The 21,857-nt window shown below is 67.5% G+C and carries 26 protein-coding genes; 5 read left to right on the top strand and 21 right to left on the bottom strand.

Translation table 11 applies throughout. The features are described from left to right. The first annotated feature begins 57 nt into the window (after window positions 1-57). Window positions 58-612, top strand: a complete 555-nt coding sequence (locus HLA95_RS01305; protein WP_222182105.1) for a biliverdin-producing heme oxygenase — start codon at window positions 58-60, stop codon at window positions 610-612. 5 nt (window positions 613-617) lie between these two features. On the opposite strand, the gene HLA95_RS01300 is transcribed toward HLA95_RS01305, so the two are convergent. From HLA95_RS01300 to HLA95_RS01200, 21 genes are all read right to left on the bottom strand, one after another. Then, on the bottom strand, window positions 618-1,394 hold the full coding sequence (locus HLA95_RS01300) for an isocitrate lyase/PEP mutase family protein (RefSeq protein WP_191060154.1): 777 nt from the start codon (window positions 1,392-1,394) through the stop codon (window positions 618-620). 44 nt (window positions 1,395-1,438) lie between these two features. Then, on the bottom strand, window positions 1,439-1,726 hold the full coding sequence (locus HLA95_RS01295) for an HlyU family transcriptional regulator (protein ID WP_191060153.1): 288 nt from the start codon (window positions 1,724-1,726) through the stop codon (window positions 1,439-1,441). 179 nt (window positions 1,727-1,905) lie between these two features. After that, window positions 1,906-2,790, bottom strand: a complete 885-nt coding sequence (locus HLA95_RS01290) for an SDR family oxidoreductase (RefSeq protein WP_191060152.1) — start codon at window positions 2,788-2,790, stop codon at window positions 1,906-1,908. Between the two features lie 98 nt (window positions 2,791-2,888). Next, entirely contained in the window at window positions 2,889-3,833 is a 945-nt protein-coding gene (locus HLA95_RS01285) for a carbohydrate kinase family protein (protein WP_191060151.1), read from the bottom strand. A gap of 54 nt (window positions 3,834-3,887) precedes the next feature. After that, complete coding sequence (locus tag HLA95_RS01280; RefSeq protein ID WP_191060150.1) at window positions 3,888-4,205, bottom strand: hypothetical protein; 318 nt, start codon at window positions 4,203-4,205, stop codon at window positions 3,888-3,890. Continuing rightward, window positions 4,202-5,296, bottom strand: coding sequence for an ABC transporter ATP-binding protein (locus tag HLA95_RS01275; protein WP_191060149.1), 1,095 nt, complete (start codon window positions 5,294-5,296; stop codon window positions 4,202-4,204). Before HLA95_RS01275 ends, HLA95_RS01280 begins: the two co-directional genes overlap by 4 nt. A gap of 4 nt (window positions 5,297-5,300) precedes the next feature. Next, complete coding sequence (locus tag HLA95_RS01270; RefSeq protein WP_191060148.1) at window positions 5,301-6,170, bottom strand: carbohydrate ABC transporter permease; 870 nt, start codon at window positions 6,168-6,170, stop codon at window positions 5,301-5,303. 1 nt (window position 6,171) lies between these two features. Continuing rightward, a complete protein-coding gene (locus tag HLA95_RS01265) occupies window positions 6,172-7,107 on the bottom strand; it encodes a carbohydrate ABC transporter permease (RefSeq protein ID WP_191060147.1) in 936 nt (311 codons plus the stop codon). A gap of 113 nt (window positions 7,108-7,220) precedes the next feature. Next, window positions 7,221-8,696, bottom strand: coding sequence for an extracellular solute-binding protein (locus tag HLA95_RS01260; protein ID WP_191060519.1), 1,476 nt, complete (start codon window positions 8,694-8,696; stop codon window positions 7,221-7,223). A 70-nt stretch (window positions 8,697-8,766) separates the two neighbouring features. After that, a complete protein-coding gene (locus tag HLA95_RS01255) occupies window positions 8,767-9,867 on the bottom strand; it encodes an ABC transporter ATP-binding protein (protein WP_191060520.1) in 1,101 nt (366 codons plus the stop codon). A gap of 162 nt (window positions 9,868-10,029) precedes the next feature. Next, on the bottom strand, window positions 10,030-10,863 hold the full coding sequence (locus HLA95_RS01250; RefSeq protein WP_191060521.1) for a FadR/GntR family transcriptional regulator: 834 nt from the start codon (window positions 10,861-10,863) through the stop codon (window positions 10,030-10,032). Window positions 10,864-10,880: 17 nt separating this feature from the next. Continuing rightward, on the bottom strand, window positions 10,881-11,468 hold the full coding sequence (locus HLA95_RS01245; RefSeq protein ID WP_191060522.1) for a DJ-1/PfpI family protein: 588 nt from the start codon (window positions 11,466-11,468) through the stop codon (window positions 10,881-10,883). A 23-nt stretch (window positions 11,469-11,491) separates the two neighbouring features. Beyond that, window positions 11,492-11,899, bottom strand: coding sequence for a type II toxin-antitoxin system VapC family toxin (locus tag HLA95_RS01240; RefSeq protein ID WP_191060523.1), 408 nt, complete (start codon window positions 11,897-11,899; stop codon window positions 11,492-11,494). After that, window positions 11,899-12,147: a type II toxin-antitoxin system Phd/YefM family antitoxin gene (locus tag HLA95_RS01235; protein ID WP_191060524.1), complete on the bottom strand. Its 249-nt coding sequence runs from the start codon at window positions 12,145-12,147 to the stop codon at window positions 11,899-11,901. The genes HLA95_RS01240 and HLA95_RS01235 overlap by 1 nt, the downstream gene beginning before the upstream one ends. 52 nt (window positions 12,148-12,199) lie before the next feature. Next, a complete protein-coding gene (locus HLA95_RS01230) occupies window positions 12,200-13,372 on the bottom strand; it encodes a Gfo/Idh/MocA family protein (RefSeq protein ID WP_222182103.1) in 1,173 nt (390 codons plus the stop codon). Between the two features lie 45 nt (window positions 13,373-13,417). Beyond that, the gene (locus HLA95_RS01225) at window positions 13,418-13,915 is read right to left on the bottom strand and encodes a DUF29 domain-containing protein (protein WP_191062033.1); all 498 of its coding nucleotides are present in this window, start codon (window positions 13,913-13,915) and stop codon (window positions 13,418-13,420) included. Between the two features lie 58 nt (window positions 13,916-13,973). Then, a complete protein-coding gene (locus HLA95_RS01220; protein WP_222182101.1) occupies window positions 13,974-15,158 on the bottom strand; it encodes a Gfo/Idh/MocA family protein in 1,185 nt (394 codons plus the stop codon). A gap of 12 nt (window positions 15,159-15,170) precedes the next feature. Beyond that, window positions 15,171-16,229, bottom strand: a complete 1,059-nt coding sequence (locus tag HLA95_RS01215; RefSeq protein WP_191060829.1) for a sugar phosphate isomerase/epimerase family protein — start codon at window positions 16,227-16,229, stop codon at window positions 15,171-15,173. Between the two features lie 24 nt (window positions 16,230-16,253). Beyond that, window positions 16,254-17,102 carry a sugar phosphate isomerase/epimerase family protein gene (locus HLA95_RS01210; protein ID WP_191060830.1) on the bottom strand — a complete coding sequence of 283 codons (849 nt, stop codon included), beginning with the start codon at window positions 17,100-17,102 and terminating at the stop codon, window positions 16,254-16,256. A 7-nt stretch (window positions 17,103-17,109) separates the two neighbouring features. Continuing rightward, the gene (locus HLA95_RS01205; RefSeq protein ID WP_191060831.1) at window positions 17,110-18,021 is read right to left on the bottom strand and encodes a sugar phosphate isomerase/epimerase family protein; all 912 of its coding nucleotides are present in this window, start codon (window positions 18,019-18,021) and stop codon (window positions 17,110-17,112) included. 37 nt (window positions 18,022-18,058) lie between these two features. Further along, the gene (locus tag HLA95_RS01200; RefSeq protein ID WP_191060832.1) at window positions 18,059-18,553 is read right to left on the bottom strand and encodes an RbsD/FucU family protein; all 495 of its coding nucleotides are present in this window, start codon (window positions 18,551-18,553) and stop codon (window positions 18,059-18,061) included. A 194-nt stretch (window positions 18,554-18,747) separates the two neighbouring features. On the opposite strand from HLA95_RS01200, the gene HLA95_RS01195 reads away from it, so the two are divergent. The 4 genes from HLA95_RS01195 (at window position 18,748) to HLA95_RS01180 (ending at window position 21,846) form a co-directional block, all read left to right on the top strand. Next, window positions 18,748-19,833, top strand: a complete 1,086-nt coding sequence (locus tag HLA95_RS01195; protein ID WP_222182099.1) for an ABC transporter ATP-binding protein — start codon at window positions 18,748-18,750, stop codon at window positions 19,831-19,833. Between the two features lie 4 nt (window positions 19,834-19,837). Beyond that, window positions 19,838-20,731, top strand: coding sequence for an ABC transporter permease (locus tag HLA95_RS01190; protein ID WP_191060620.1), 894 nt, complete (start codon window positions 19,838-19,840; stop codon window positions 20,729-20,731). A 3-nt stretch (window positions 20,732-20,734) separates the two neighbouring features. After that, window positions 20,735-21,529, top strand: coding sequence for an ABC transporter permease (locus HLA95_RS01185; protein ID WP_191060621.1), 795 nt, complete (start codon window positions 20,735-20,737; stop codon window positions 21,527-21,529). Window positions 21,530-21,621: 92 nt separating this feature from the next. Continuing rightward, the gene (locus HLA95_RS01180; RefSeq protein ID WP_191060622.1) at window positions 21,622-21,846 is read left to right on the top strand and encodes a hypothetical protein; all 225 of its coding nucleotides are present in this window, start codon (window positions 21,622-21,624) and stop codon (window positions 21,844-21,846) included. The last annotated feature ends 11 nt before the right edge of the window (window positions 21,847-21,857 follow it).

The following is a 21,857-nucleotide window of genomic DNA, read 5'->3' as shown; positions in this document are numbered from 1 at the left end:
GTATCGGTTGCCGCTCACGGGCCGGTCCTGGCCCGGCCGCTTCGCCGAACACCGTGCATGCCCGACCGCCCGACCATCCTGGACCGCCTGAGGGCAGAGACGTCAGCCGACCATGCCGTGCTGGAAGCACGCCTGGACCTGCTGGCCTCGCCGCTCGACCTCGATCACCTGCGCCGGGTCCTGCGCGCCTTTCACGGGTTCCATGCCGCCTGGGAGCCGATGGTCGAGGCGCTCCTGGGCGAGCGGTTCCGCCCGCGCCGCCGCCTCGGGCTGCTGGCGGCCGATCTGCGGCTCCTGGGTGACCGGGACGGGCTGCCGCCCCGCCCGGACCTGGCGCCCCTGCCCGACCAGGCCAGCGCCTGGGGCTCGCTCTACGTACTGGAAGGCTCGACGCTCGGCGGTGCGGTGATCGCCAAGGCGCTGGCACGCAGCGGCGTGGCCGGCCTCGGCTACTTCAATCCCCATGGCCGCAAGACCATGGGGAACTGGCAGGCATTCCGCAGCGAGCTCACCGCCGCCGTCACGCCAGGGGACGAGCCCGCGGCGCTGGCCGCCGCCAGGGCGACCTTTGCCCGGCTGATCCAGTGGCTGCCGGCGCGCCAGCCAGGCTGAACCGGTCACGCCTTCGGAAACAGCGCTGCCGGCAGGCTGCCATCGTCATGGAGCTGTCGCGCCGCCTCCGCAAAGCCGGCCCAGGCCGCACGGGCCAGGAACCCGCCGACGCTGACCCGGCGCACGCCCAGCGCCGCCAAGTCGGCGACCCGCATCTCCGGCCGCCAGAGCAGCACGTTGACGGGCTTGGGCGCCACTGCCTGGACGATGGCCCGGATGGCGTCCGGATCGCTGACACCCGGGGTATAGAGGACGTCCGCGCCGGCCGCCGCATAGGCTCTCAGCCGCTCCAGCGTGGCATCGAGCCCGGTGCGGCCGACCAGGAAGCCTTCGGTGCGGCCGACCAGCAGGACATCCGCCCCGCTCCGATCGATCGCGGCGCGTGACACGCGGATCCGCTCGGCCGCGAGCGGCAGCTCGTAGAGTTCCTTGCCGGTGCGGTCCTCGATCGAGAGCCCCGCCACGCCGGTCGCCACCGCGAGCGCGACATTGGCCGCGACCTCGTCCGGGGCGTCGGCGAAGCCCGCCTCGAAGTCGGCGTTGACCGGCAGGTCGGTCGCCGCCACCAGCGCCTCCAGATGGGCCAGCACCTCGTCGCGGGACAGTTCGCCATCGTCACGCCCGAGCGACCAGGCCACCCCGGCGCTGGTGGAGGCCAGTGCCTTGAAGCCCTGGGCCTGGAGGCGGCGGGCACCGCCGATATCCCAGGGATTGGGCAGCACGAAGCAGCCTTCGGCATGCAGGGCCCGGAACGCGGCGCGCCGGGCGCTCAATGACTGCATGACGGTTTCCTCCTCGGCGGCCGGCTCGCAAGAGCCGGCGACGGTCAGCGGAACAGCCGGTCGCCCTGCTCGTCGATGAGCTGCCGGGCCTTCTGCACGGAATGGCCGGCCGCGTCGTCGCGCGAGCTGTGGGTGTCGGCCCGGATGAAGCGATGCTCCTTCGGCCCGTCCGGGAAGTTCTTGCGGATCGTGCCGGCGACGTTGAACTGGCCGCCATTGCTGATCGGGTCGGCGACGATCTCGTAGCCGTTATACTCGACCGGATCGGCCGCCGCCGCGGCCTTGCCGCCGCCACCGCCGCCGAACAGCCTGCCCACGAGCTTGCCCAGCATCGTCGATTTCCTTCCCCATCGGCCAAATATTCCGCTGGCATGTGACGCACCGCCACCGGCAGGGCAAGGGTGCAGGGCATCGGCGGTGGCCCGGCCGCCCGGCGCGCCCATGCCCCGGGGCCGCCATCCGCCATGATCCGCCAAGTGGCGGATCATCAGCGCCGCCCGCAATTCATCCGTCAGGCTTCAGGTGCTGACGAGCCTTCAGAGCTGAAGGCTTCGGCATGGTCGCGCGCGAAGTCGTCGAACGAGCGCGGGCGGCGTCCTGTCACATCCTCCACGTCCTGCGTCACCTCGCTCGCCTCGCCACGCCGGTAATGCGCATAGTCCTCGATCAGGCCGTCGGCCTGCCAGGGATCCATCCCGAGTTGGTCGAGCGCCGCACGCATCTCCTGAGGGGACACGTCGACGAAGGCGACGGGCCGTCCGGTCGCCGCGGCGATCCTGCTCGCCATCTCGGCGTGGCTCAGAGCTTCCGGCCCGGTCAGCGTATAGATCCTTCCGGCATGGCCATCGTCCGTCAGCGCCGCCACGGCCACGGCGGCATTGTCGCGCACGTCGACGACACTAACGCGGGCGCTGCCTGCCGCGGCGAAGAAGCGGCCCTGTTCGGCGATCGAGCCGGCAAAGGCCAGCAACCCCTGCATGAACAGGTTGGGCCGCAGGAAGGTCCATGCCATGCCGCTTGCACGGATCGCCTCCTCGACCGCCGCGTGGTAGCGCAGGAAGCGCACCGGCGAATCCCGATCCGCGGCGAACTGCGAGAACTTGACGATCTGGCGGACGCCTGCCGCCTGGGCCATCTCGACGAAGCGGAGTTGCCGCTCTTCGGCCTTCGCGGTGGAGGGCGTCAGAAGCAAGGCCCGCTCCACGCCATCCAGGGCATCCCGAAGCGATGCCGGATCGTCGAAATCGCCGCCGACCAGCTCGACGCCGTCGCACCTCGCCAGATCACCCGCCTTGGCGGGCGAGCGCACCATGGCGCGCACCCGTGCGTTCGCCTTCGCGAGCAGATCGACGACCTGCCGGCCGTTGGCACCCGTCGCACCCGTCACCAGGATCATGCGCTTCTCCTATCGATGGCCGCCCCGTCCGGCCCATCAGGCACTGTATCGAAGGCTTACGACAGTCCTCGGCCCTGAATCCTGCGGAATATCGACGGTCAGCGCCGCGGCTTCAGGGTCCGCATCTTTTCCGCTGTGTCCTCGAAGCTGCGGATGCCGGCGTCCGAGCCGAGGCCGGTGGCGACCAGCCCGGACGCGGCGGTGGCGAGGCGCGCCGCCGTCTCCAGGTCCATGCCCCAGGCGAGCCCGGCAATCATCCCGGCCACATAGGCATCGCCGCAACCGGTCGTGTCGACCACCGGGACGGCGAAGGCCGGGATGCGCAGGACGGTGCCGCCGGCATCGGCGACCACCGAGCCGCCGGCCCCGAGTGTCACCGCCACCGTGCCGGCGCCCTGATCGAGAAAGAACCTGGCGGCCTCGACCGGATCGTCCATTCCCGACAGGACGCGGGCCTCCTCGATGGACGGCATGAAATAGTCGACGAACGGCAGGAGTGGTCCGACCAGCGCCAGCCCGTCCTCCCCTGGCGCGATCAGGTCGAGGCTGGTCCGGCAGCCGGCCGCTCTGGCCGCCTGGAGGAACCGGAGCGACGGCGCCCCGTCGAAGCGGCGCATGAAGCCGGTGCCGCCCAGATGGACGAAGCGGGCGTCCAGCACCTGGGCGTAGCGCTCGGGCGGCAGCTCGAAATGGTCGGCGGCACCACGCATGTGCAGGGCCGGCCGCTCGCCGTTCGGACGCACGGTCATGATGGTGGTGGAGGTCGGCACGCCCGCGATGCGCTGCATCGCCGAGATGTCCACGCCGTGCCGCGCCAGCCGGTCCAGCACGAACCCGCCATGCTCGTCATCACCCACCGAGCCTGCCGCCAGCGTATGGAGGCCGAGCTTGGCGAGGTCGACCGCGGTGGCACCGGCCGTGCCGGACACCACCATGCGGATCTCGTCGACGAAGGCGACACCGCCGCCGTCCGGGATCGCCTCGACCGGCCGCGCCAGGATGTCGAGCGTATAGAAACCCACTGCCGCCGCGTCGTAGCGCACGCCGAATGCCTCCCCGGCCGTCCCCGCCTTTCGGGATGACTAGCCGGGCTCGGCCTAGCGGCCCAGGCTCTGCACGTAGATCTGCGCCGAGCCGATCCCGAGCAGCGCTACGATCACCAGGATCAGCAGGATGATGCCGACGGCCTTGAGGAGGCTGCGCGGCCGCACGCCCGGCCGGCACAGCGGCACCAGGTTGAAGGCCAGGCCGCCCACCACCACCAGGATGCAGCCGAGCGTGAACAGGTTGATGGTGAAGGGCTGGAAGATCATCACCAGCGCCGCGCAGCAAAGGGCGATGATCGCGTACTCGACGCGCTTGGCCGCCTTCGCGCTGAGGCCGCCCGGCGGCACGGGAGTGCTTGGGTTGGTCATGAGCGGACCGCCTGCTCGTCTGGGCCGAACACATGGACATAGCCCGGCTGGAACCGGACATGGAGCCGATCACCCTCGTCGATCGGCACCCGCCAGTCGCACACCACGCGCATGGACTGGGCGCCGTCGGACAGATGCGCCAGGGTCTCCGCCCCCATCGGCTCGACGATGTCGACCTGGAGGGTGAGCCCGTCCGGCACCGGTTCCGGCATGATCTCGAGATTGCGCGGCCGGATGCCCAGCGTGATTTCGGTGCCGGGGGCGAGCCGGCTCACCGCCGGGTCGACCTGCACCAGGATCTTCTGCCCACCCGGCAGGGCGAAGCCGCCATGGCCGCCATCCATCCCGGTGAAGCTGGCCGGGATCAGGTTCATCTGCGGCGTGCCGATGAAGCCTGCCACGAACAGGTTGGCGGGCTTGGCGAAGATGTCGTGCGGGGTCGCCACCTGCTCGATGATCCCGGCGCGCATCACCGCAATCCGATCGGCCATGGTCAGCGCTTCGAGCTGATCATGGGTGACGATCACGGTCGCCTTGGACAGGCCGGAGAGCACTTCCTTGATCTCGCCGCGCATCTGCTCGCGCAGGGTGACGTCCAGGCGCGAGAGCGGCTCGTCGAACAGGAAGCATTCCGGATCACGGATGATCGAGCGACCGACCGCGACCCGCTGCTTCTCGCCCTCGGAAAGCTGGGCGGGCTTGCGCCCGAGCACGCTCTCGAGCTGGAGGGTCTTCGCCACCTGGCGGACCTTCGCGTCCATCTCCGTGTGGCTGCGGCCCTCGGCGTGGAGCGGGAACTTCAAATTCTCCGCCACGGTGAGCGAGGGGTAGAGCGCGTAGAACTGGAAGGCCATGGCCACGTTGCGCTCGCGGGCGAGCAGATCGTTCACCCGCCTGCCGCCGATCTGGCACTCGCCCTCGGTGATGTCCTCCAGGCCCGCCACCATGCGCAGGGTCGTGGTCTTGCCGCAGCCAGAGGGCCCCAGCAGGCACATGACCTCGCCCTGGCCGACCGACAGGTTGATCCGCTCCACTGCCTTGAAGCCGTTGGGATAGACCTTGGTGACGTCCTTAATGTCGATGGTTGCCATGGCCTCACTTCCGAACCGTGCCGAAGGTGACGCCGCGCAGGAGCTGGTTCTGCAGGAGGAACGTCACGAAGAAGATCGGGATCAGGAACAGCGTCACGATCGCGGCCAGGAGGCCGTAGTCGACGCCCATCTCGCCACCCAGCGTGCGCGCCATCGCGACCGGCACGGTGCGGGTGTCCACGCCGGTGAGCAGCAGGGCGAACAGGAACTCGTTCCAGGTCAGGATCAGGCCGAACACGAAGGTGGCGGCAAGACCCGCCTTCACCTGCGGCAGGCAGATCCCGAAGAAGAGCTGGCGCTCGGTGGCACCATCCATGCGCGCCGCGTCCTCGATCTCGGTGTTCAGCTCGTCGAAGAAGGAGCGCACCATCCAGATGGTGAACGGCAGGTTGAACGCGGTGTAGAGGAAGATGATGCCGGCATAGGTGCCGGACAGGCCGATCTCGCGGAACATCAGGAAGATCGGGATCACCACCACGATCGCCGGCATCATCCGGGTCGTCAGGATGATGAACATGTAGGTCTCGTTCCCTTTCAGCGGGTAGCGCGAGAACCCGTAGGCGGCGATCGTGCCGATGATCAGCGCCAGGAGGCAGGAGACCCCGGCGATGAAGATCGAGTTGAAGAAATAGAGCGGGAACTCGGTCGCCTGGGCCGCACCACCGCCGGAGATCACCGCCCGGAAGAACACGCCGACGAAATTGTCCAGCGTCGGCGTGAAGAAGAACTTCGGCGGGACGGCCAGCGCGTCCGGGCGGGTCTTGAAGGCGGTCATGATGATCCACATGACCGGGAAGAAGTAGATCAGGGCGATGATGCCGGCGAACGCGGTCCAGCCCCAGCCGGCCCGGCCGATCTCACGTGACCTGGTCATGTCAGTCGACCTCCTGGGCGCGGCGGTTCACGGCGTAGAGATAGAGCGAGGTGAGCACGATCACGACGAACAGGATGATGTAGGCGAGCGCTGCAGACTGGCTGGTGCGGAAATACTGGAAGGCCAGCCGATAGACATAGACGCCGATCGTCTCGGTCGCCGTACCCGGGCCACCTTCGGTCAGGATGTAGACCACGTCGAACAGCTTGAAGGTCTCGATGGTGCGGAACAGCACCGCGAGCAGCAGCAGGCTCTTGATGTAGGGAAAGGTGATGGTCTGGAAGCGCCGCCACGGCGAGGTGCGGTCGATTTCGGCGGCTTCGTAGAGATATTTCGGCACCGACACGAGCCCGGCCAGCACCAGCAGCATCACGAAGGGCGACCACATCCAGGCATCCGCGATCACTACGCCGATGATGGCGCCGGTGGGCGAGCCCAGGAGAGCGTAGCGGTCGCCGGTGAACATCGCCACGGCCTGGCTCACCAGGCCGAAGGTCGGCTCGTAGAACAGCTTGAAGAACACGCCGACCGCGACCAGCGACAGCATCATCGGGGTCAGCACCAGCATCAGCAGGATGCGGCGCAGCGGGAACTGCTTGGCGAACAGCAGCGCCAGCAGGAAGCCGACCACCAGTTGCATCAGCACCGAGCTGGAAACGATGATCGCGGTGGTCTTGAAGCGTTCCCAGACCACCGGGTCGGTCACCACCCGCTCGAAGAAGCGCAGCCCCACGAAGTCGGGCACGTCGCGCTTCTTGGCGCTGTAGTTGTAGAAGCTCAGGCCGAACGACCAGAGCAGCGGGAAGATGTTCATCAGGAACAGGACGATCAGCGCCGGCGCCACGAGCAGCGGCCCGCGTCGTTGCGGTGCCAGCAGCCAGGGGAGGAACCCGCCTTCGGACCTGATCTCATGCGCGACGACAGCGCTGCTCGCCATGATGTGCTTGTCCAATCACCTCGAGGCGGGGCGGGCCTGTGGCCCGCCCCCTGCGGCCGCCGCCTCGGACGGGCCGGCGGCCGCCATGCTATCATGAAGTCATCGGGCGCGGCTCACTCGATGCGGCCGGCATCCTCCAGGGTCTGCTGCTGGAAGCGCGCGATCGAATCGAGCGCTTCCTGAGCGGTGATCTGGCCGGTGATCGCCTTGTCGAACTCTTCCTGCTGCTGGGTCAGCAGTTCGAAGAACTCCGGCACGTGCCAGACGTCGCGCTGCCAGTCGAGCATCTCCTTGTGCGCCCGGTTCCAGGGCCGCAGGCTGTCATATTCGGGATCGGCCATCACCGACATAAGGCCCGACTGACCGCCATTGGCGGCGAACTTCTTCTGGGTCTCCGGCTTCAGCCACCACTTCACCACTTCGATCGCCGCGGCATCGACCTCGGGGCTGTTCCAGGTGGTGAGCACGAAGGGCTGGCCGCCGATATTGCCGGTCCGGTCGATGGTGCCGTCCTCCTTGCGCACGCCGGGTGCGGGGCCGAAGGCCGACTTGTCGTGGACGCGCGACGTCTTGGGATCCAGCACCGGCTCGCCCAGACCCACCCAGTCGATCGTCGTCGCGGTCTTGCCCTGCATGTACAGGTCCTGGATCACGAAGATGTCGGCCTGGCCGGTCTTGGCCACCGGCGGCATGTACTGGATGAAGTTCAGGTACTGCTCGAACGCCTTGACGTTGATGTCGCTGTTGACCACGCCCTCGGCCTGCGCTTCCGGCTGCCTGGTCTCGTCCCAGATCTCGCCACCATTCTGCCAGATGAAGGCGTTCACCTGCATCGAGGAGAAGTCGTAGCTCTTGCCGGCCTGGAAGGAGACGCCGAAGAAGTCGTCGTCGGCCACGCCGTCGCCCAGCGGGTCGCCCTTCTTGCGCATGAAGTGCTTGCCGATGTTCTCGTAGACCGTCCAGTCGACGTCCTGCCAGTCCTCATAGGTGCAGGGCAACTTCTGATTGAACGATTCCTGGAACTTCTTCGCCTCGGTCTCGTTGCAGAACAGGTCCTTGCGGTAGAAGGTGACGTAGGTGTCCGGGAACTGCGGGAAGCCGTAGTAATGGGTGTCCGGCGCCGGAAACGGGTTGTCCTTGATGAACTGCGGGGACTTGTTCGGATAGGTCGAGTAGGCTGAGACCAGCGCCGGATGGAGATCCTTCATGATCGCGGTCAGTTCCGGGTCATTCTTGATTTCTTCCGTCAGGTCCTTGTAGTACCCGCCGTCCACGAACGAGCCCAGCCACTGGCTGTCCGTCACGATCATCTGGTATTTCTGCTCACCCGAGGTCAGCGACGCGGCGACACGCTCGTAGAAGCTCGGCCAGGGGATGTAGTCCATCTCCAGCGTGATGTTGTTGCCGGACGCGGACTTGAAGGAGCGATCGAACTCCTCCTTCATGAACCGGGTCGGCGGCCAGTCCGGCGCCGCCATGGTGATGGTGATGTCGGCGGCATTCGCCTGCCCCGGCGCCAGCATGAGTGACCCGGCCGCCAGCGCGACCAGGGACACGCCATGGAGCCAGCCTTCCCAGCTTCTCTTCATGTCGGTTCGACCTCCCTCAATCGGTGCATTGTTCCGCACCTTTCTGCAAACAACCGGAAAGCCGCCGGCATCACGCGATGCGGACACCGGTCTCGGCATGGAAAAGATGCACGTCCGCGGCCGAAAGGGTGACCTCGATCGGCGTGCCCGGCCCGAGCCCGAGCGCCCTTTCCTCGGGCAGCGCCATCTTCATGGCAGCACCGTTCACATCGAGATCGAGCAGGGTGACGTCGCCCAGCGGCTCGGTCAGGTGCACGGTCGCGGTGAAGCCGGGGCCACGCGTCGGATGGTGCCCCAGCAGCACGTCATGGGGCCGCACGCCGAACAGCACCGGCTCACCCCCGCTCAGATGGATCCGCCATGCATCCGCCGGCAGCGTCCCGAACGGCAGGTCCACGGCGAACCCGCCGTCGCGGCGCCGGATCGTGCCGGGCACCAGGTTGATGGCGGGCGAGCCGACCATGCCGGCGACATAGGTGTCCTGGGGTGCCGCATAGAGGCTACGCGGCGTGTCCACCTGCACGACCCGCCCGGCCTGCATCACGCCCACCCGCTGGCCCATGGTCAGCGCTTCCAGCTGGTCGGGTGTGGCATAGAGCATGGTCATGCCGAGCTCGCGGTGCAGCCGCTTGAACTCGGCACGGGTGTCATGGCGCAGCTTGGCGTCGAGATTGGTCAGCGGCTCGTCCAGCAGCAGGAGCTGCGGGCGGCGCACCAGGGCGCGGCCGATCGCGACCCGCTGCTGCTCACCGCCGGACAGGGTCGAGGGCAGCCGGTCGAGCGTGTGCCCGACCCGCAGGAGCTCGGCCACCTCGCCCACCCGCGTGCGGATCTCCTGGGCGGGCACGCCGGCGCGCTCCAGTGGATAGGCGAAGTTCGCGCGCACGGTCAGATGCGGGTAGAGGGCGAAGGTCTGGAAGATCATGGCGATGCCGCGGCCCTGGATCGGCGCTGCCGCCATGTCGCGGCCGCCGAACAGGATGCGCCCGCCGTCCAGCTGCTCCAGGCCCGAGATCGCCCGCAGCATCGTCGTCTTGCCGGCGGAGGACGGCCCGAGCAGGCAGTAGAACTCGCCCTCGCGCACCTCGAAGCTCATGCCGTCCAGGGCCGTGACCCGGCCGAATCGCTTGACGACGTCCTGCACGATCAGATCGGCCAAACCGTCCCCCATGCGCCCGTTTACCGGCGCTTGCTACCTTCCCTGTGACCGTGCCCGCCCCGGGGGCGATCCGTCCGCCTTGGCGGGCGCGGTGATCTCGATGAACTCTAGCGGCACTTCCCGACAGGAAAAAGTCATATCTATTAACTTGTTCCGTTGCCGGTGTGCGGCCGCTCAGCCGGCAGAGACGGGCAGCGGTCCGGCTGGGAGGTCGTCCTTCCAGGGGTTGGGCCCCCGGTCCTCGAAATAGGCCAGCTCGTTGATCGCGTTCTCGATCACCAGCCGCATCGCCTGCTCGGCACCGGCCGAGTCCTGGCGCCGGATCGCGTCCAGGATCGCGCCGTGCATCGGGCAGATCCGCCAGCGCAGGTGGGTCGGGTCCTCCCGGCGCAGCACGTGATGGCGATGCAGGTCGAACGCCCGGTCCAGTGCCGGCATCAGCGCCCGGCCGAGTTGGGTGAGGAAGCGGTTGTGCGAGGCGTCGAAGATGCCGGCATGGAAGGAGAGGTCGGCCGCATAGAAGGCGGCGAGATCGGCTTCCAGCGCGGTCGCTTCCATGGTCGAGAACTGGACCTGGATCGCCTCGACGTCGGCCAGGGTGGCACGCAGCGCTGCACCCCGCGCCGCCTGCGGCTCGATCGCGAGGCGTACTTCGGCCAACTCGGCCATCAGGCCCGGCTCCAACCGGAACGGGTCGATCCAGGCCAGCACGTCCGGATCGAGCAGGTTCCAGTCGGCCATCGGCCGGATCCGGCCGCCGGTCCGCTGGCGCAGCTCGATCAGGCCCTTGGCGGCCAGCACCCGCATCGCCTCGCGGATCGAGGTCCGGCTGACCCCGAACACGGCCAGCAGTTCGTCGATCGGCGGCAGCGCCTCGCCAGGCGCCAGCTCGCCCCGGCCGATCCGCCCGCCCAACTGGTGGACGAGCCGGCCATGCAGGCCGATGCGTGGATAGAGCCGAAGCCAGGTCGTGCCCGCCGGCCGCGGCTGCTCGTCGGGCAGACCCATGGTCTTCGTCCTGTCCGTCAGCCGTGGTCGATCCGGGTACCCAGCACGACCAGGCATTCGCGCATGAAGGCGGCCAGCCCCGGCCAGCCCTTGCCGGACACCAGCTTGCCCTGCCGGTGCGCGCCATCCGGCGGCACGTCGACATAGATGCCCCCGGCCAGGCGCACCTCCGGCTCGCAGTACTGAAGGGCGGCCACCTCGCGCCCCTTCAACACCCCGTCCACCGCCATCAGGATCTGCACGCCATGGCAGATCGTGAAGATCGGCTTGTCGGCCTCGTGGAAGTGCCGGACGATCCGCTGCACCCTGGGGTCGATCCGGATATATTCCGGCCCGCGCCCGCCCGCGCAGTAGACCGCGTCATAGTCCGCCGGGTCCACGTCCGCGAAGGTCTGGTTGATCAGGTGGTTGTGGCCGGGCTTCTCGGTATAGGTCTGGTCGTTCTCGAAGTCGTGGAGCGAGGTCTTGATGAACTCGCCCTTCTTCTTGTCCGGGCAGACCACGTGGACGGTGTGCCCAACCGCCTCCATGGCGTGCTGGAAGACGAAGATCTCGTATTCCTCGCTGAACTCGCCGGTCAGCATGAGGATCTTCTTGCCTGGCATGTCGTCTATCTCCCCAGTTTTCGTTATTGCAGAGGAACGTGAACTCCTTGCGCATCGGCCGCCCTGGCCAGTGCTCGGTCGAAGGTCAGGAGCGGGACCGTGAGCCTCATTGCCAGCTCGAGGTAGCCCGCATCGTAAACCGAAAGCCGGTGCTGCCGGGCCAGATGGACGAGCGGGCCGAACGCGATCATCGGCGTGTTCATGTCGATGTTGACGTTCAACTCGTTCAAGGAAGCGAACGCTGCGGACATGTGCGCCGACGTGAACCGCAACCGACGTTCGGCGGCGAGAAATCCGCTCGCGACCTCTGCGCTCCAGTAGGCGGGCGCATAGAGCGGACCCGCCGCAGCAGCCTCGGACAAGAGGATCCTGGCCCGCGGCGGCTCGTCCGGCATGAAAGCTCCGATCGCCACCGAAGCATCCACGACCATCAGTCCTGGTACCGCCGGCCGGCTTTCACCAGTTCCACCGGATCCACCCCCCGAAGCTCCTCGACGGGACCCAGAGAGTCGAAGCGATCGAACGCTGCTTTCAGCCGGACGAGATTGGCCTGCCTGGGACCCACCAGCCGCGCCACCGGCTTGCCATGCCGGGTGATCACGACTTCCTCACCCTTCTCCACCTGGTCGATCAGCCGGGAGAGATGGGTCTTCGCTTCGAGGATACCGACTTCAGTCATGCCGACGCTCCTGAGAATCTGACCATAAATCTAGTCAGACTCGGCTATCTGGTCAAAGCTCCGCCCCGGCCTCCTCCCACTGCCCGCTCTTCGCCGACCGCAGCACCGCCTCGCACACCTTCTGGGTCTGCAGCGCGTCGCGGAAGTCGGGATGCACCGTACCGCCCTGGCCCACCACACGGACGAAATCGGCGCAGGCATGCACGAAGCTGTGCTCATAGCCGATGATCAGACCCGGCACCCACCAGTGGTCCATGTAGGGGTGCTCGCCGTTGGTGACGTGGATCTTGCGCCAGCCGGTCAGGTGGCCCTCGTTCTTCTGGCCGGTCCCGTGGTTCTTGTACTCGAAATAGTTCAGATACTGCAGGTCGTGCAGGTCGAACGAGATGGACGCGTCCTCGCCGTTCAGCTCGAAGGTCTTGAGCGCCTTGTGGCCGCGGGCATAGCGGGTGCTCTCAAACAGGCCCATCGAGCCGTTGGCAAACCGCGCCAGGAAGGCGCAGGCATCGTCGATCCCGACCGGCTTCCTGTCGCCGGTCGCGACATGGACCCGCTCCTTCACGAAGGTCTCGGTGTCGGCCACCACCTTGGTGATCGGCCCGTTCAGCCACATCGCCGTGTCGATATTGTGCGCCAGCAGGTCACCGGTGACCCCGCTGCCGGCCGCCTCCACGTCCAGGCGCCACACCCCTGCCCCACCCTGCGGCACGTCCGGCGAGATCGTCCAGTCCTGGAGGAAGTTGGCGCGGTAGTGGAACACCCGGCCCATCCGGCCCTCGTCCACCAGCTGCTTGGCGAGCGTCACCGCCGGCACACGGCGATAATTGTACCAGACCATCGCCGGCACGCCCGCGGCCTCGACCGCCGCCACCATGCGCTCCCCTTCCGCCACGGACATGGCGAGCGGCTTCTCGCAGGTGATCATCTTGCCGGCCTTGGCCGCAGCAATCGCGATCTCGGCGTGGAGGTTGTTCGGCACGCAGATGTCGACCACGTCGACGTCGGGCGACTCCACCACCTTGCGCCAGTCCGTGGTCGTCTCGGCATAGCCCCAGGCATCGGCGAAGCCCTGCAGCTTCGCCTGGTCGCGCGCGCACGCCATCTGCAGCACCGGCACGTGGTCCAGCTCGGGAAAGAACCGCTCGACCTGCCGCCAGCCGTTCGAGTGGGCGCGGCCCATGAAGCCGTACCCGACCATGCCGATGCGTAGGGGCTTTTTCGCCATTTTCGTTGTCTGCCTCCCTCGATCGCGGGCGTTCCGGCCCGCGCACTATGTCATCGTGTCGTTTCCTGCGGCACCCAGGCGGGCCGGGTACCAGCCGCGCCGCAGGATCTCGTCCAGCGTGAACGGCCGCCCGGCAGGGATCGATCCGGCAGCCTCGATCTCGCCATGCGCTTCCAGGGCCTTGCGCGCCATCTCCGCGCCGTCGGCGTAGAGTTCGTCCAAATGCTCCTCCAGGTCCCGCCGCAGCGTCGCCGTCAGACGATCGGCCAGCTCGGCGCGCGCCGACACGACCGTGCGCTGCCAGCCGGCCCGCGGCGCCTGCGCCGGCGAATGGCGCAGCTTCAGGAGATGCTCGACGATCCTGCGGAGCTGGCTGCGCACACCCGCGCGCTGTTCGCTGCCCAAGGCCTCCAGTTCCTCCGCGAGATGGACGGCATCGATCGGCAGGTTGGAGCGCGTCGTCGCGAGGGCACGCAGCCGCTCCGCCTGGTCGACTGTCCAGGCATGGAAGTCCACGGTGTGGAGATCCTGATCGAGGGACATGGCCGGCTCCATCGGGCGGCTGCTGCTCGTCACCAGGATAGCAGCCACCGCGCTCATCTCACACGCTCGCCTTCACCCAGGCACCGTTCTTCTTGCTGCTCTCCACCACCGCCTCGCAGAACTTCACGCCTTCCAGGCCCTGCCGGATCCCCGGCACCAGCGTTGCCCCCTCGTCCGGCTCCCGGCCCTCGATCTTGGCCAGGATCAGCTCGGCGGCGTCGGTGTAGAGATTGGCGAAGCCTTCCAGATAGCCTTCCGGATGGCCGGACGGTACCCGCGTCACCCGTGCCGCCGCCGGGCCGGCACCGGCACCGCCGCGGGTGATCAGGCGGGGCGGTTCGCCATAGGGCGTGAAGGTCAGGTAGTTCGGGTTCTCCTGTTCCCAGGACAGGCCGCCCTTGTCGCCGTAGATCCGCACCTTCAGCGCATTCTCGTTGCCGGGTGCCACCTGCGAGGCCCAGAGCATGCCCTTCGCCCCGCCCTCATAGCGCAGCATGATATGGGCGTTGTCGTCGAGCGGGCGGCCTTCCACGAAGCTGGTGAGGTCGGCGGAGACCTCCTTCAGGCTGAGCCCGCTGATGAAGCCGGCGAGGTTCATGGCATGGGTGCCGATGTCGCCCACCGCCCCCACCGGGCCGGACTGGGCAGGATCGTTGCGCCAAGCTGCCTGCTTCTGGCCGGTGTCTTCCAGCTTGGTGGTGAGCCAGTCCTGGGCGTACTCGGCCTGCACGATCCGGAGATTGCCCAGCAGCCCGTCCGCCACCATCTGACGCGCCTGCCGGATCATCGGATAGGCCGTGTAGTTGTGGGTCAGCACGAACACGACGTCCGGCTGCTTCGCCAGCGCATCGGCGAGCTTCTTGCCTTCCCTCATCCCCACGGTCAGCGGCTTGTCGCAGATCACGTGGATGCCGCGCCGCACGAACTCGAGCGCCGCAGGAACGTGGACATGGTTCGGCGTCACGATCGCGACGACGTCGACGCTTTCCTTCAGCCGGGCCTCGCGCTGTGCCATCTCGGCATAGCTGCCGTAGCAGCGTGCCTCCGGCAGCCCCAGCTCCGCACCTGACGCCTTCGACTTCTCGGGCGTGGAGGAAAAGGCACCGGCCATCAGCTCGTAGCGGTCGTCCATTCGCGCCGCCAGGCGGTGCACCGCGCCGATGAAGGCGCCCTGCCCGCCGCCAACCATGCCGAGCCTGAGCCTGCGCCGCCCGGCCTTGGCCTGGCTGCTCTCACCGACCATCCATCGACTCCTTCAGCGCTCCAGGCCCAGCGAGCGGCGGGCCACCGAGGTGTCGGCTCCTTGGCCGATGAAGTCCTCGAAGCTGCTCTCGCTCACCTTGATGATGTGCTGGGCGATGAACTCCGCCCCCTCGCGGGCGCCATCCATGCTGTTCTTGATGGCGCATTCCCATTCCAGCACGGCCCAGCTGTCATAGTCGTGCACGGCGAGCTGGCTGAAGATCGCGCCGAAATCGACCTGGCCGTCGCCCAGCGAGCGGAACCGCCCTGCCCGGTGCGGCCAGTCCTGGAAGCCGGAATAGACGCCCTGCTTGCCGGACGTGTTGAGCTCGGCGTCCTTCACGTGGAACGCCTTGATGCGCTCGTGGTAGTGCTCGATGAAGGCCAGATAGTCGAGCCCCTGCAGACAGAAGTGTGAGGGGTCGTAGTTGATGTTGCAGCGTGCGTGGTTGCCCACGCGCTGGAGGAACATCTCGAAGGTGGCGCCGTCGAACAGGTCCTCGCCCGGATGGATCTCGTAGGCGACGTCGACGCCCACTTCCTCATGCGCATCCAGGATGGGCTTCCAGCGCCTGGCCAGCTCATCGAAGGCCGTGTCGATCAGGCCGGCCGGCCGGGGCGGCCAGGGATAGATATAGGGCCAAGCGAGCGCGCCGCTGAAGGTGACATGCACGTCCAGGCCGAGATGGCGGCTGGCCTTGGCAGCGGCCAGGACCTGCGAGACCGCCCATTCCTGCCGGGCCTTGGGATTGCCGCGCACATGCGGGGCGGCAAACGCGTCGAAGCCCTCGTCATAGGCCGGATGCACCGCGACGAGTTGGCCCTGCAGATGGGTCGACAGCTCGGTGATCTCCACGCCTGCCTCGTTGGCGATCCCCTTGATCTCGTCGCAATAGTCCTTGGACTGCGCGGCCTTCTCCAGGTCGATCATCCTGGCGTCCCAGGTCGGGATCTGCACGCCCTTGTAGCCCAGGCCCGCTGCCCAGCCACAGATCGACTTCAGGCTGTTGAACGGTGCCTGGTCGCCCAGGAACTGGGCGAGGAACAGGCCGGGACCCTTCATCGTCTTCATTCTGCATTCCCTCGAAAATGGGGCTCAGGCTTTGGCGTAGGCCTCGCGCAGGAAGTCGTGGCCGAACCGGTAGACCTCCTCGCGCGCCGGGAAGAAATCCCGCCAGACCCGGGTGGCGGCGGCCAGTGCCGGCAATGAGCGGCCGAACGCCTCGATCACGTAGAAGCCCTGGTAGCCGCCCTGCTTGAATGCGCGGAAGGTTTCCTCCCAGGGGACGTGGCCCTTGCCGGGCGTGCCGCGGTCGTTCTCCGACACGTGGACATGGTTGATCTCGGCCAGGTGCGACTGGATCACGCCGACCGGATCCTTCTCCTCGATGTTCTGGTGGAAGGTGTCGTAGAGCAGGCCGTAATTCGGTCGATCCACTCGCTTCACCACCTGGGCTGCGTCCGCCACCAGGTTCAGCGCATGGCACTCGAACCGGTTGAGCGGCTCCACGGCGAGCTTGAGCCCGAGCGTCGCCGCATAGTCCGCGGCCTTGCCATGCACCTCGACGATCCCGCACCGCTCCTCGATCGTGGCGGGCTCGCCGGTGAACTGGCCGAGCGGCTGGTAGAACGGTCCGCAGAGCAGCTCGCCGCCAGCCGCATGCAGGCAGTCCAGTGCCCAGACCAGCCGCTTGGTCGCGTTCAGCCGGGCACAGGGGTCGGCGCTGATCGCCGAGCAGTTCTCGTCGGGCAGGATGGTGACGCCGGTGACGCGCAGGCCCTGGTCCTTCGCGACCTGGCCGATCCTGCGGTAATGCTCCGGCTCCCCCTCAAAGATCGGGATCTCCACCCCGTCATAGCCGGTCTTCCTGATCTCGGCGAACAGCGGGAAATGCTCCTCGGTGACGTGCGTCGTCCAGAGCAGGAGGTTGAAGCCCAGGAGCATGGCGACCTCACCCGTACTTCTTGTTCAGCTCGTCCAGGGCAGCCTTGCACTTCTCGGTGGCGGCCCAGGCTTCCGGCCAGAAGCACAGGTCGACGGTCCACCAGTCATGGCCGACATCCTCCTTGACCAGGGCCGGCACCAGCTCGTCGAAGTCCAGCACGCCCTCGCCGAACGGCGGATGCGCGCTGGTCTCGTCATTGCCCTGCTCGTCCTTGTGGCAGGTGTTGTCGCTGTCGATCAGGTGGATGTGGTTGATCCGCCCGGACAGCCGCGAGATGAACTCGAGCTGCCCGCCTTTCAGCGTCTCCTTCCTGCCCTCCTGCCGGACACCGTTCACCGCCACCATCTGGCCATGGCAGGTGTCGTACATGATGCCGAAATTCTCGTGCGGCAGCCGGTCCAGCACGCGCTGGATGTCGGACGGCTTGTTGAAGGCGAAGCCCGGCTCGAACTCCCAGGCCACGTAGAGCCCGTGGTCGGCGGCCGTCTTGATGCACCAGTCCCAGGTCTCGACCAGGCGCTTCAGCAGGTCGTCATAGTCCGCCTCGCGATGGATGGTCGGCGGCTGCACCGTGTCGACCCGCACGCCCTTGATGCCGAGATCCTGCGCGAACTGGGCGTTCTCCTTGAACGCCGCCTTGTAGTCTGTCGTGTCGCGCGTGTTCAGGAGCTTCTGCGACCAGAGGTCCTGCGCGAAGCCCGAGAACGCCAGGCCGTGCCGCTGCACCTTCTCGACCAGGGCGGCGCGGTCGTCCTTGGTGGGGTGGTTCTGCGGGTTCGGGTAGCCGTTGAACCCGCCCAGCTCCAGCCCGTCGAACTTCAGTTCGGCGAGCTTCGCCAGCACCTCGTCGAAGGGGATCGGCTGGGCCCCGTAGGGTCCGACATTGTAGGCCCAGGTGCCGATCGACGTGCGACGCATACTCGAAGCCTCCACTGCTTTGGAAATGCCGGCAGCCCTAGTCGAGCCCCAGCGAGCGGCGTTCGGCCGGGCCGGGCACGGCCACGGTGCCGTCCGCCGCGATCACGCCCTTGGTCAGGATGAAGTTGGCATAGGGCCGGTCGTCGAGCGTCCAGACGATCGCCCGGCACTTCGTCGATTCCGGGTAGAAGGCGAAGCGCTCGATCGAGCCCATCGTCCAGTGCCGGCCCGCCACCTCGTGCATCATGGCGAGGAAGCCCTGGTGCCCGGCATTCATCTCCTCGGCTGCACCGGAGATCTCCATGCGCATCACCGGGTGGCGCACGAATCCGTCCAGCGGCAGCACCGACAGGATCGCGCGGCCGATCGCGACCGCGTCGAGGTCGGTGCGCAGCAGCGGGATCTTCCCCGCATCGGCCATGGCGGGACCAGGGAAGTTCCGGTCTGCGAGGCAGATCCGGTCGCCGTGACCCATGTCGCGCAGGATCGCCAGGAGGTCCCCGCTTAAGTGCGGGTCGATCCCGATCAGCATGCCAGCCTCCCTGGGCGGCGTCTTCGCGCCACACCCGCAGTCAAAAAATCCGATCTTTGTGGCGGAATCAACAAGTCCTTCCCTTCGTCTGCCAGATTCCATGTCGCAGGGCACCCGGTGAAGCGCCGGCCACCTTCCCTGCCGGACGGGCATCGCTAGTCTCGCCTCCGCAGAGCTGGGCACGGAGGGGGTGGATGAAGGACTGGGCGATCGAGGCGCGCGGTCTGACCAAGCGGTTCGGGACGGGTGCCGACACGGTCACCGCGCTGGACCGGGTTTCGGTCACCATCCGCGAGAACGAGTTCTTCACCCTCTTGGGTCCGTCCGGGTGCGGCAAGACCACCCTGCTCCGCCTGATCGCCGGCTTCGAGCTGCCCAGCGAAGGCAAACTGCTCCTGCACGGCCAGCGCATCGAGAACCTGCCGCCGTTCCGCCGCCCGGTGAACACGGTGTTCCAGTCCTACGCGCTGTTCCCGCACCTTTCCGTGCTGCGCAACGTGGCGTTCGGCCCGGAGATGCAGCGGCGGCCCAAGGCGGAGATCGAGGCCGAAGCCCGGCGGATGCTGGAGCTGGTGCGCCTGGAGGGCTTCGAGCGGCGCCTGCCGCGCGAGCTGTCCGGCGGCCAGCAGCAGCGCGTGGCGCTGGCCAGGGCGTTGGCCGGCCGGCCCAGGGTCCTGCTGCTGGACGAGCCGCTCTCGGCCCTCGACCTGAAGCTGCGCCGCGAGATGCAGATCGAGCTGAAGCGCCTCCAGCACGAGACCGGCATCACCTTCGTGTTCGTCACCCACGACCAGGAGGAGGCGCTGACCATGTCAGACCGGATCGCGGTGATGAGCGGCGGCCGGATCCTGCAGATCGGCACGCCCACCGAGATCTACGAGCAGCCGACCTCGCGCTTCGTCGCCGACTTCATCGGCGAGACCAACTTCCTGGACGCCCATTGCGAGCAGGTGGCCGAGGGCCGGGCCCAGTTCCGGCTGAGCTCGGGTGACCTGGTGCAGGGCTTGGCCATTCCTGGCCTCATGAGCGGTTCCGAGGTGACGCTGGCCGTCCGGCCGGAACGGCTCGACCTGCTGGCGGACGGGCAGCCGGGCATTCCGGCGACCATGCAGGACCTGCTCTATATCGGCAACGACACGGTCTGCACGGTGGCTCTGGCCGATGGCACGGAACTGCAGGTCCGGGTGCAGAACCGGCACGGTGCCATCCATGCCTCGGCGCCGGGCTCCGCAGTAAGGGTGGGCGTCGAGCCGCAGGCCGTGCGCGTGGTGGGGGACTGAGGTCATGGCGCGACAGAGCGGCGAAGGCAGGCGGCGCGCGCTGCTGATCGCCCCGTCCATCCTGATGATCGGCCTGTTCATGCTGGTGCCGGTCGGCATCATGGCGGCGATCAGCTTCATGGAGCGCGGCTCGGGCGGCGGGGTGAACTGGGGCAGCTTCACCACCGAGCCCTATCTCCAGTTCCTGTTCGAGCGCGACCTGGACGACAGCCTGCTGCTCAACACCGACTATCTGCAGATCTTCTTCCGCTCGATCTGGCTGGCGGCGCTGACCACGGCGCTGACCCTGGCGGTCGGCCTGCCCACCGCGCTGTTCATGGCGCTGCAGCCCGAGCGTCGCCGCAACCTCCTGATCTTCCTGGTCACCATCCCGTTCTGGACCAACCTGCTGGTCCGCAACTATGCCTGGATCCTGCTCCTGCGGAACAACGGGCTGATCGACCAGGTGCTGATGGGGCTGGGGCTACGCTCCGAGCCGATCGGCGTGCTCTATACGACCTTCTCGATCGCGGTCGGCCTCGCCTACACCTTCATGCCGTTCATGGTGCTGCCGATCTATGCCAGCCTGGAGAAGCTGGACTGGCGGCTGGTCGAGGCCGCCTATGACCTGGGTGCGGATCGCTGGCGAGCACTGCGCCGGGTGGTGGTGCCGCTGGCCATGCCCGGGATCGCGGCGGGCTGCATCCTGGTGTTCATCCCGTGCCTCGGCGCCTTCGTGACCCCGGAACTGCTCGGCGGAGGCAAGGCATTGATGATCGGCAACCTGATCCAGAGCCAGTTCGGTGCTGCGCGCAACTGGCCGTTCGGTGCCGCCCTGTCCATGGCGCTGCTGGCCGCCGTGCTGCTCGCGATGATGTTCTATCTGTGGCGCTACCGCCGGGCCCCTGGAGCCGTGTGACCCATGACCGATCCGGCCAAGAACCCGCTGTTCCGCTTCCCCGGGCTGAAGCCCGCCGCCTGGCTGTTCTTCGTCTTCCTCTACGCGCCGATCGTCGTGCTCCTGGCGCTGGCCTTCAACGACAACGAGCAGGCCACCATCTGGACCGGGTTCAGCACCCGCTGGTTCGGCATCGTGCTGGACAATGCCGACCTGATCCGGGCCTTCAACAACTCCCTGATCGTCGCCACCACGGCAACGCTGCTCGCCACGACCATCGCGACGCTGGCGGCGCTCGGCATGAACCGTGCACGGTTTCGCGGCCAGGACGGCGTCAACGCGCTGATCAGCCTGCCGCTGATCGTGCCCGAGATCGTCACCGCCGTGGCGACGCTGCTGTTCTTCATCATGCTGGGCTTCCGGCTGGGCCTGGGCACGGTGATCCTGGCGCATACCGTGTTCTGCATCCCGTTCGCCTACCTGCCGATCCGCGCCCGGCTGGAGGGCATGGACCCGCGCCTGGAGGAAGCCGCCCAGGACCTCTACGCCAATCGCCGCCAGACCTTCCTGCGCGTGGTCCTGCCGCAGCTCTGGCCCGGCATCATCTCCGGCGCGATGCTGGCCTTCATCATCAGCCTGGACGATTTCGTGATCACCTATTTCGTGGCCGGTGCCGGCGCCACGACCCTGCCGATCTACATTTTCGGCATGATCCGGATCGGCATCTCGCCCGAGGTCAATGCGGTCTCGGCCCTGATGCTGGCGATCTCGATCGTCTTCGTCGCCGCCTCCTGGCTGGTCGGGCGCGTGCGGCGCTGAACACTCCTCAGGATGGGGCAGGCCGGGCCACCGGGTATGGCGTCCGGCATCTCCGCCAGGACAGGCGGTGATGCCACGGCTACGGAGACGGCATGAGACAGCGCCATCTGTTCCTCGTCCTGGCGGCCATGGTTTCGGCACCTGCCCTGCTGGCGGGAGCGGCACGTGCGGCAGATGCCGCCGCCTGCTACGCGATCGGTGACGCCGACGCGCGCACCGCCTGCCTGGCCAGAGCGAGGCGGGATCCCGGCACGTGCTATGCCGTGCAGCAGGCGGACCGGCGGGCGCAGTGCCTGGCGGAGACGCGGGCCGGCTGATGCCGGCCCTG

The organism is Geminicoccus harenae, from assembly GCF_019800005.1.
GTDB lineage: Bacteria > Pseudomonadota > Alphaproteobacteria > Geminicoccales > Geminicoccaceae > Geminicoccus > Geminicoccus harenae.
The sequence above is the reverse complement of the archived record's forward strand: the minus strand, read 5'-3'. Positions and strand labels throughout refer to the sequence as shown.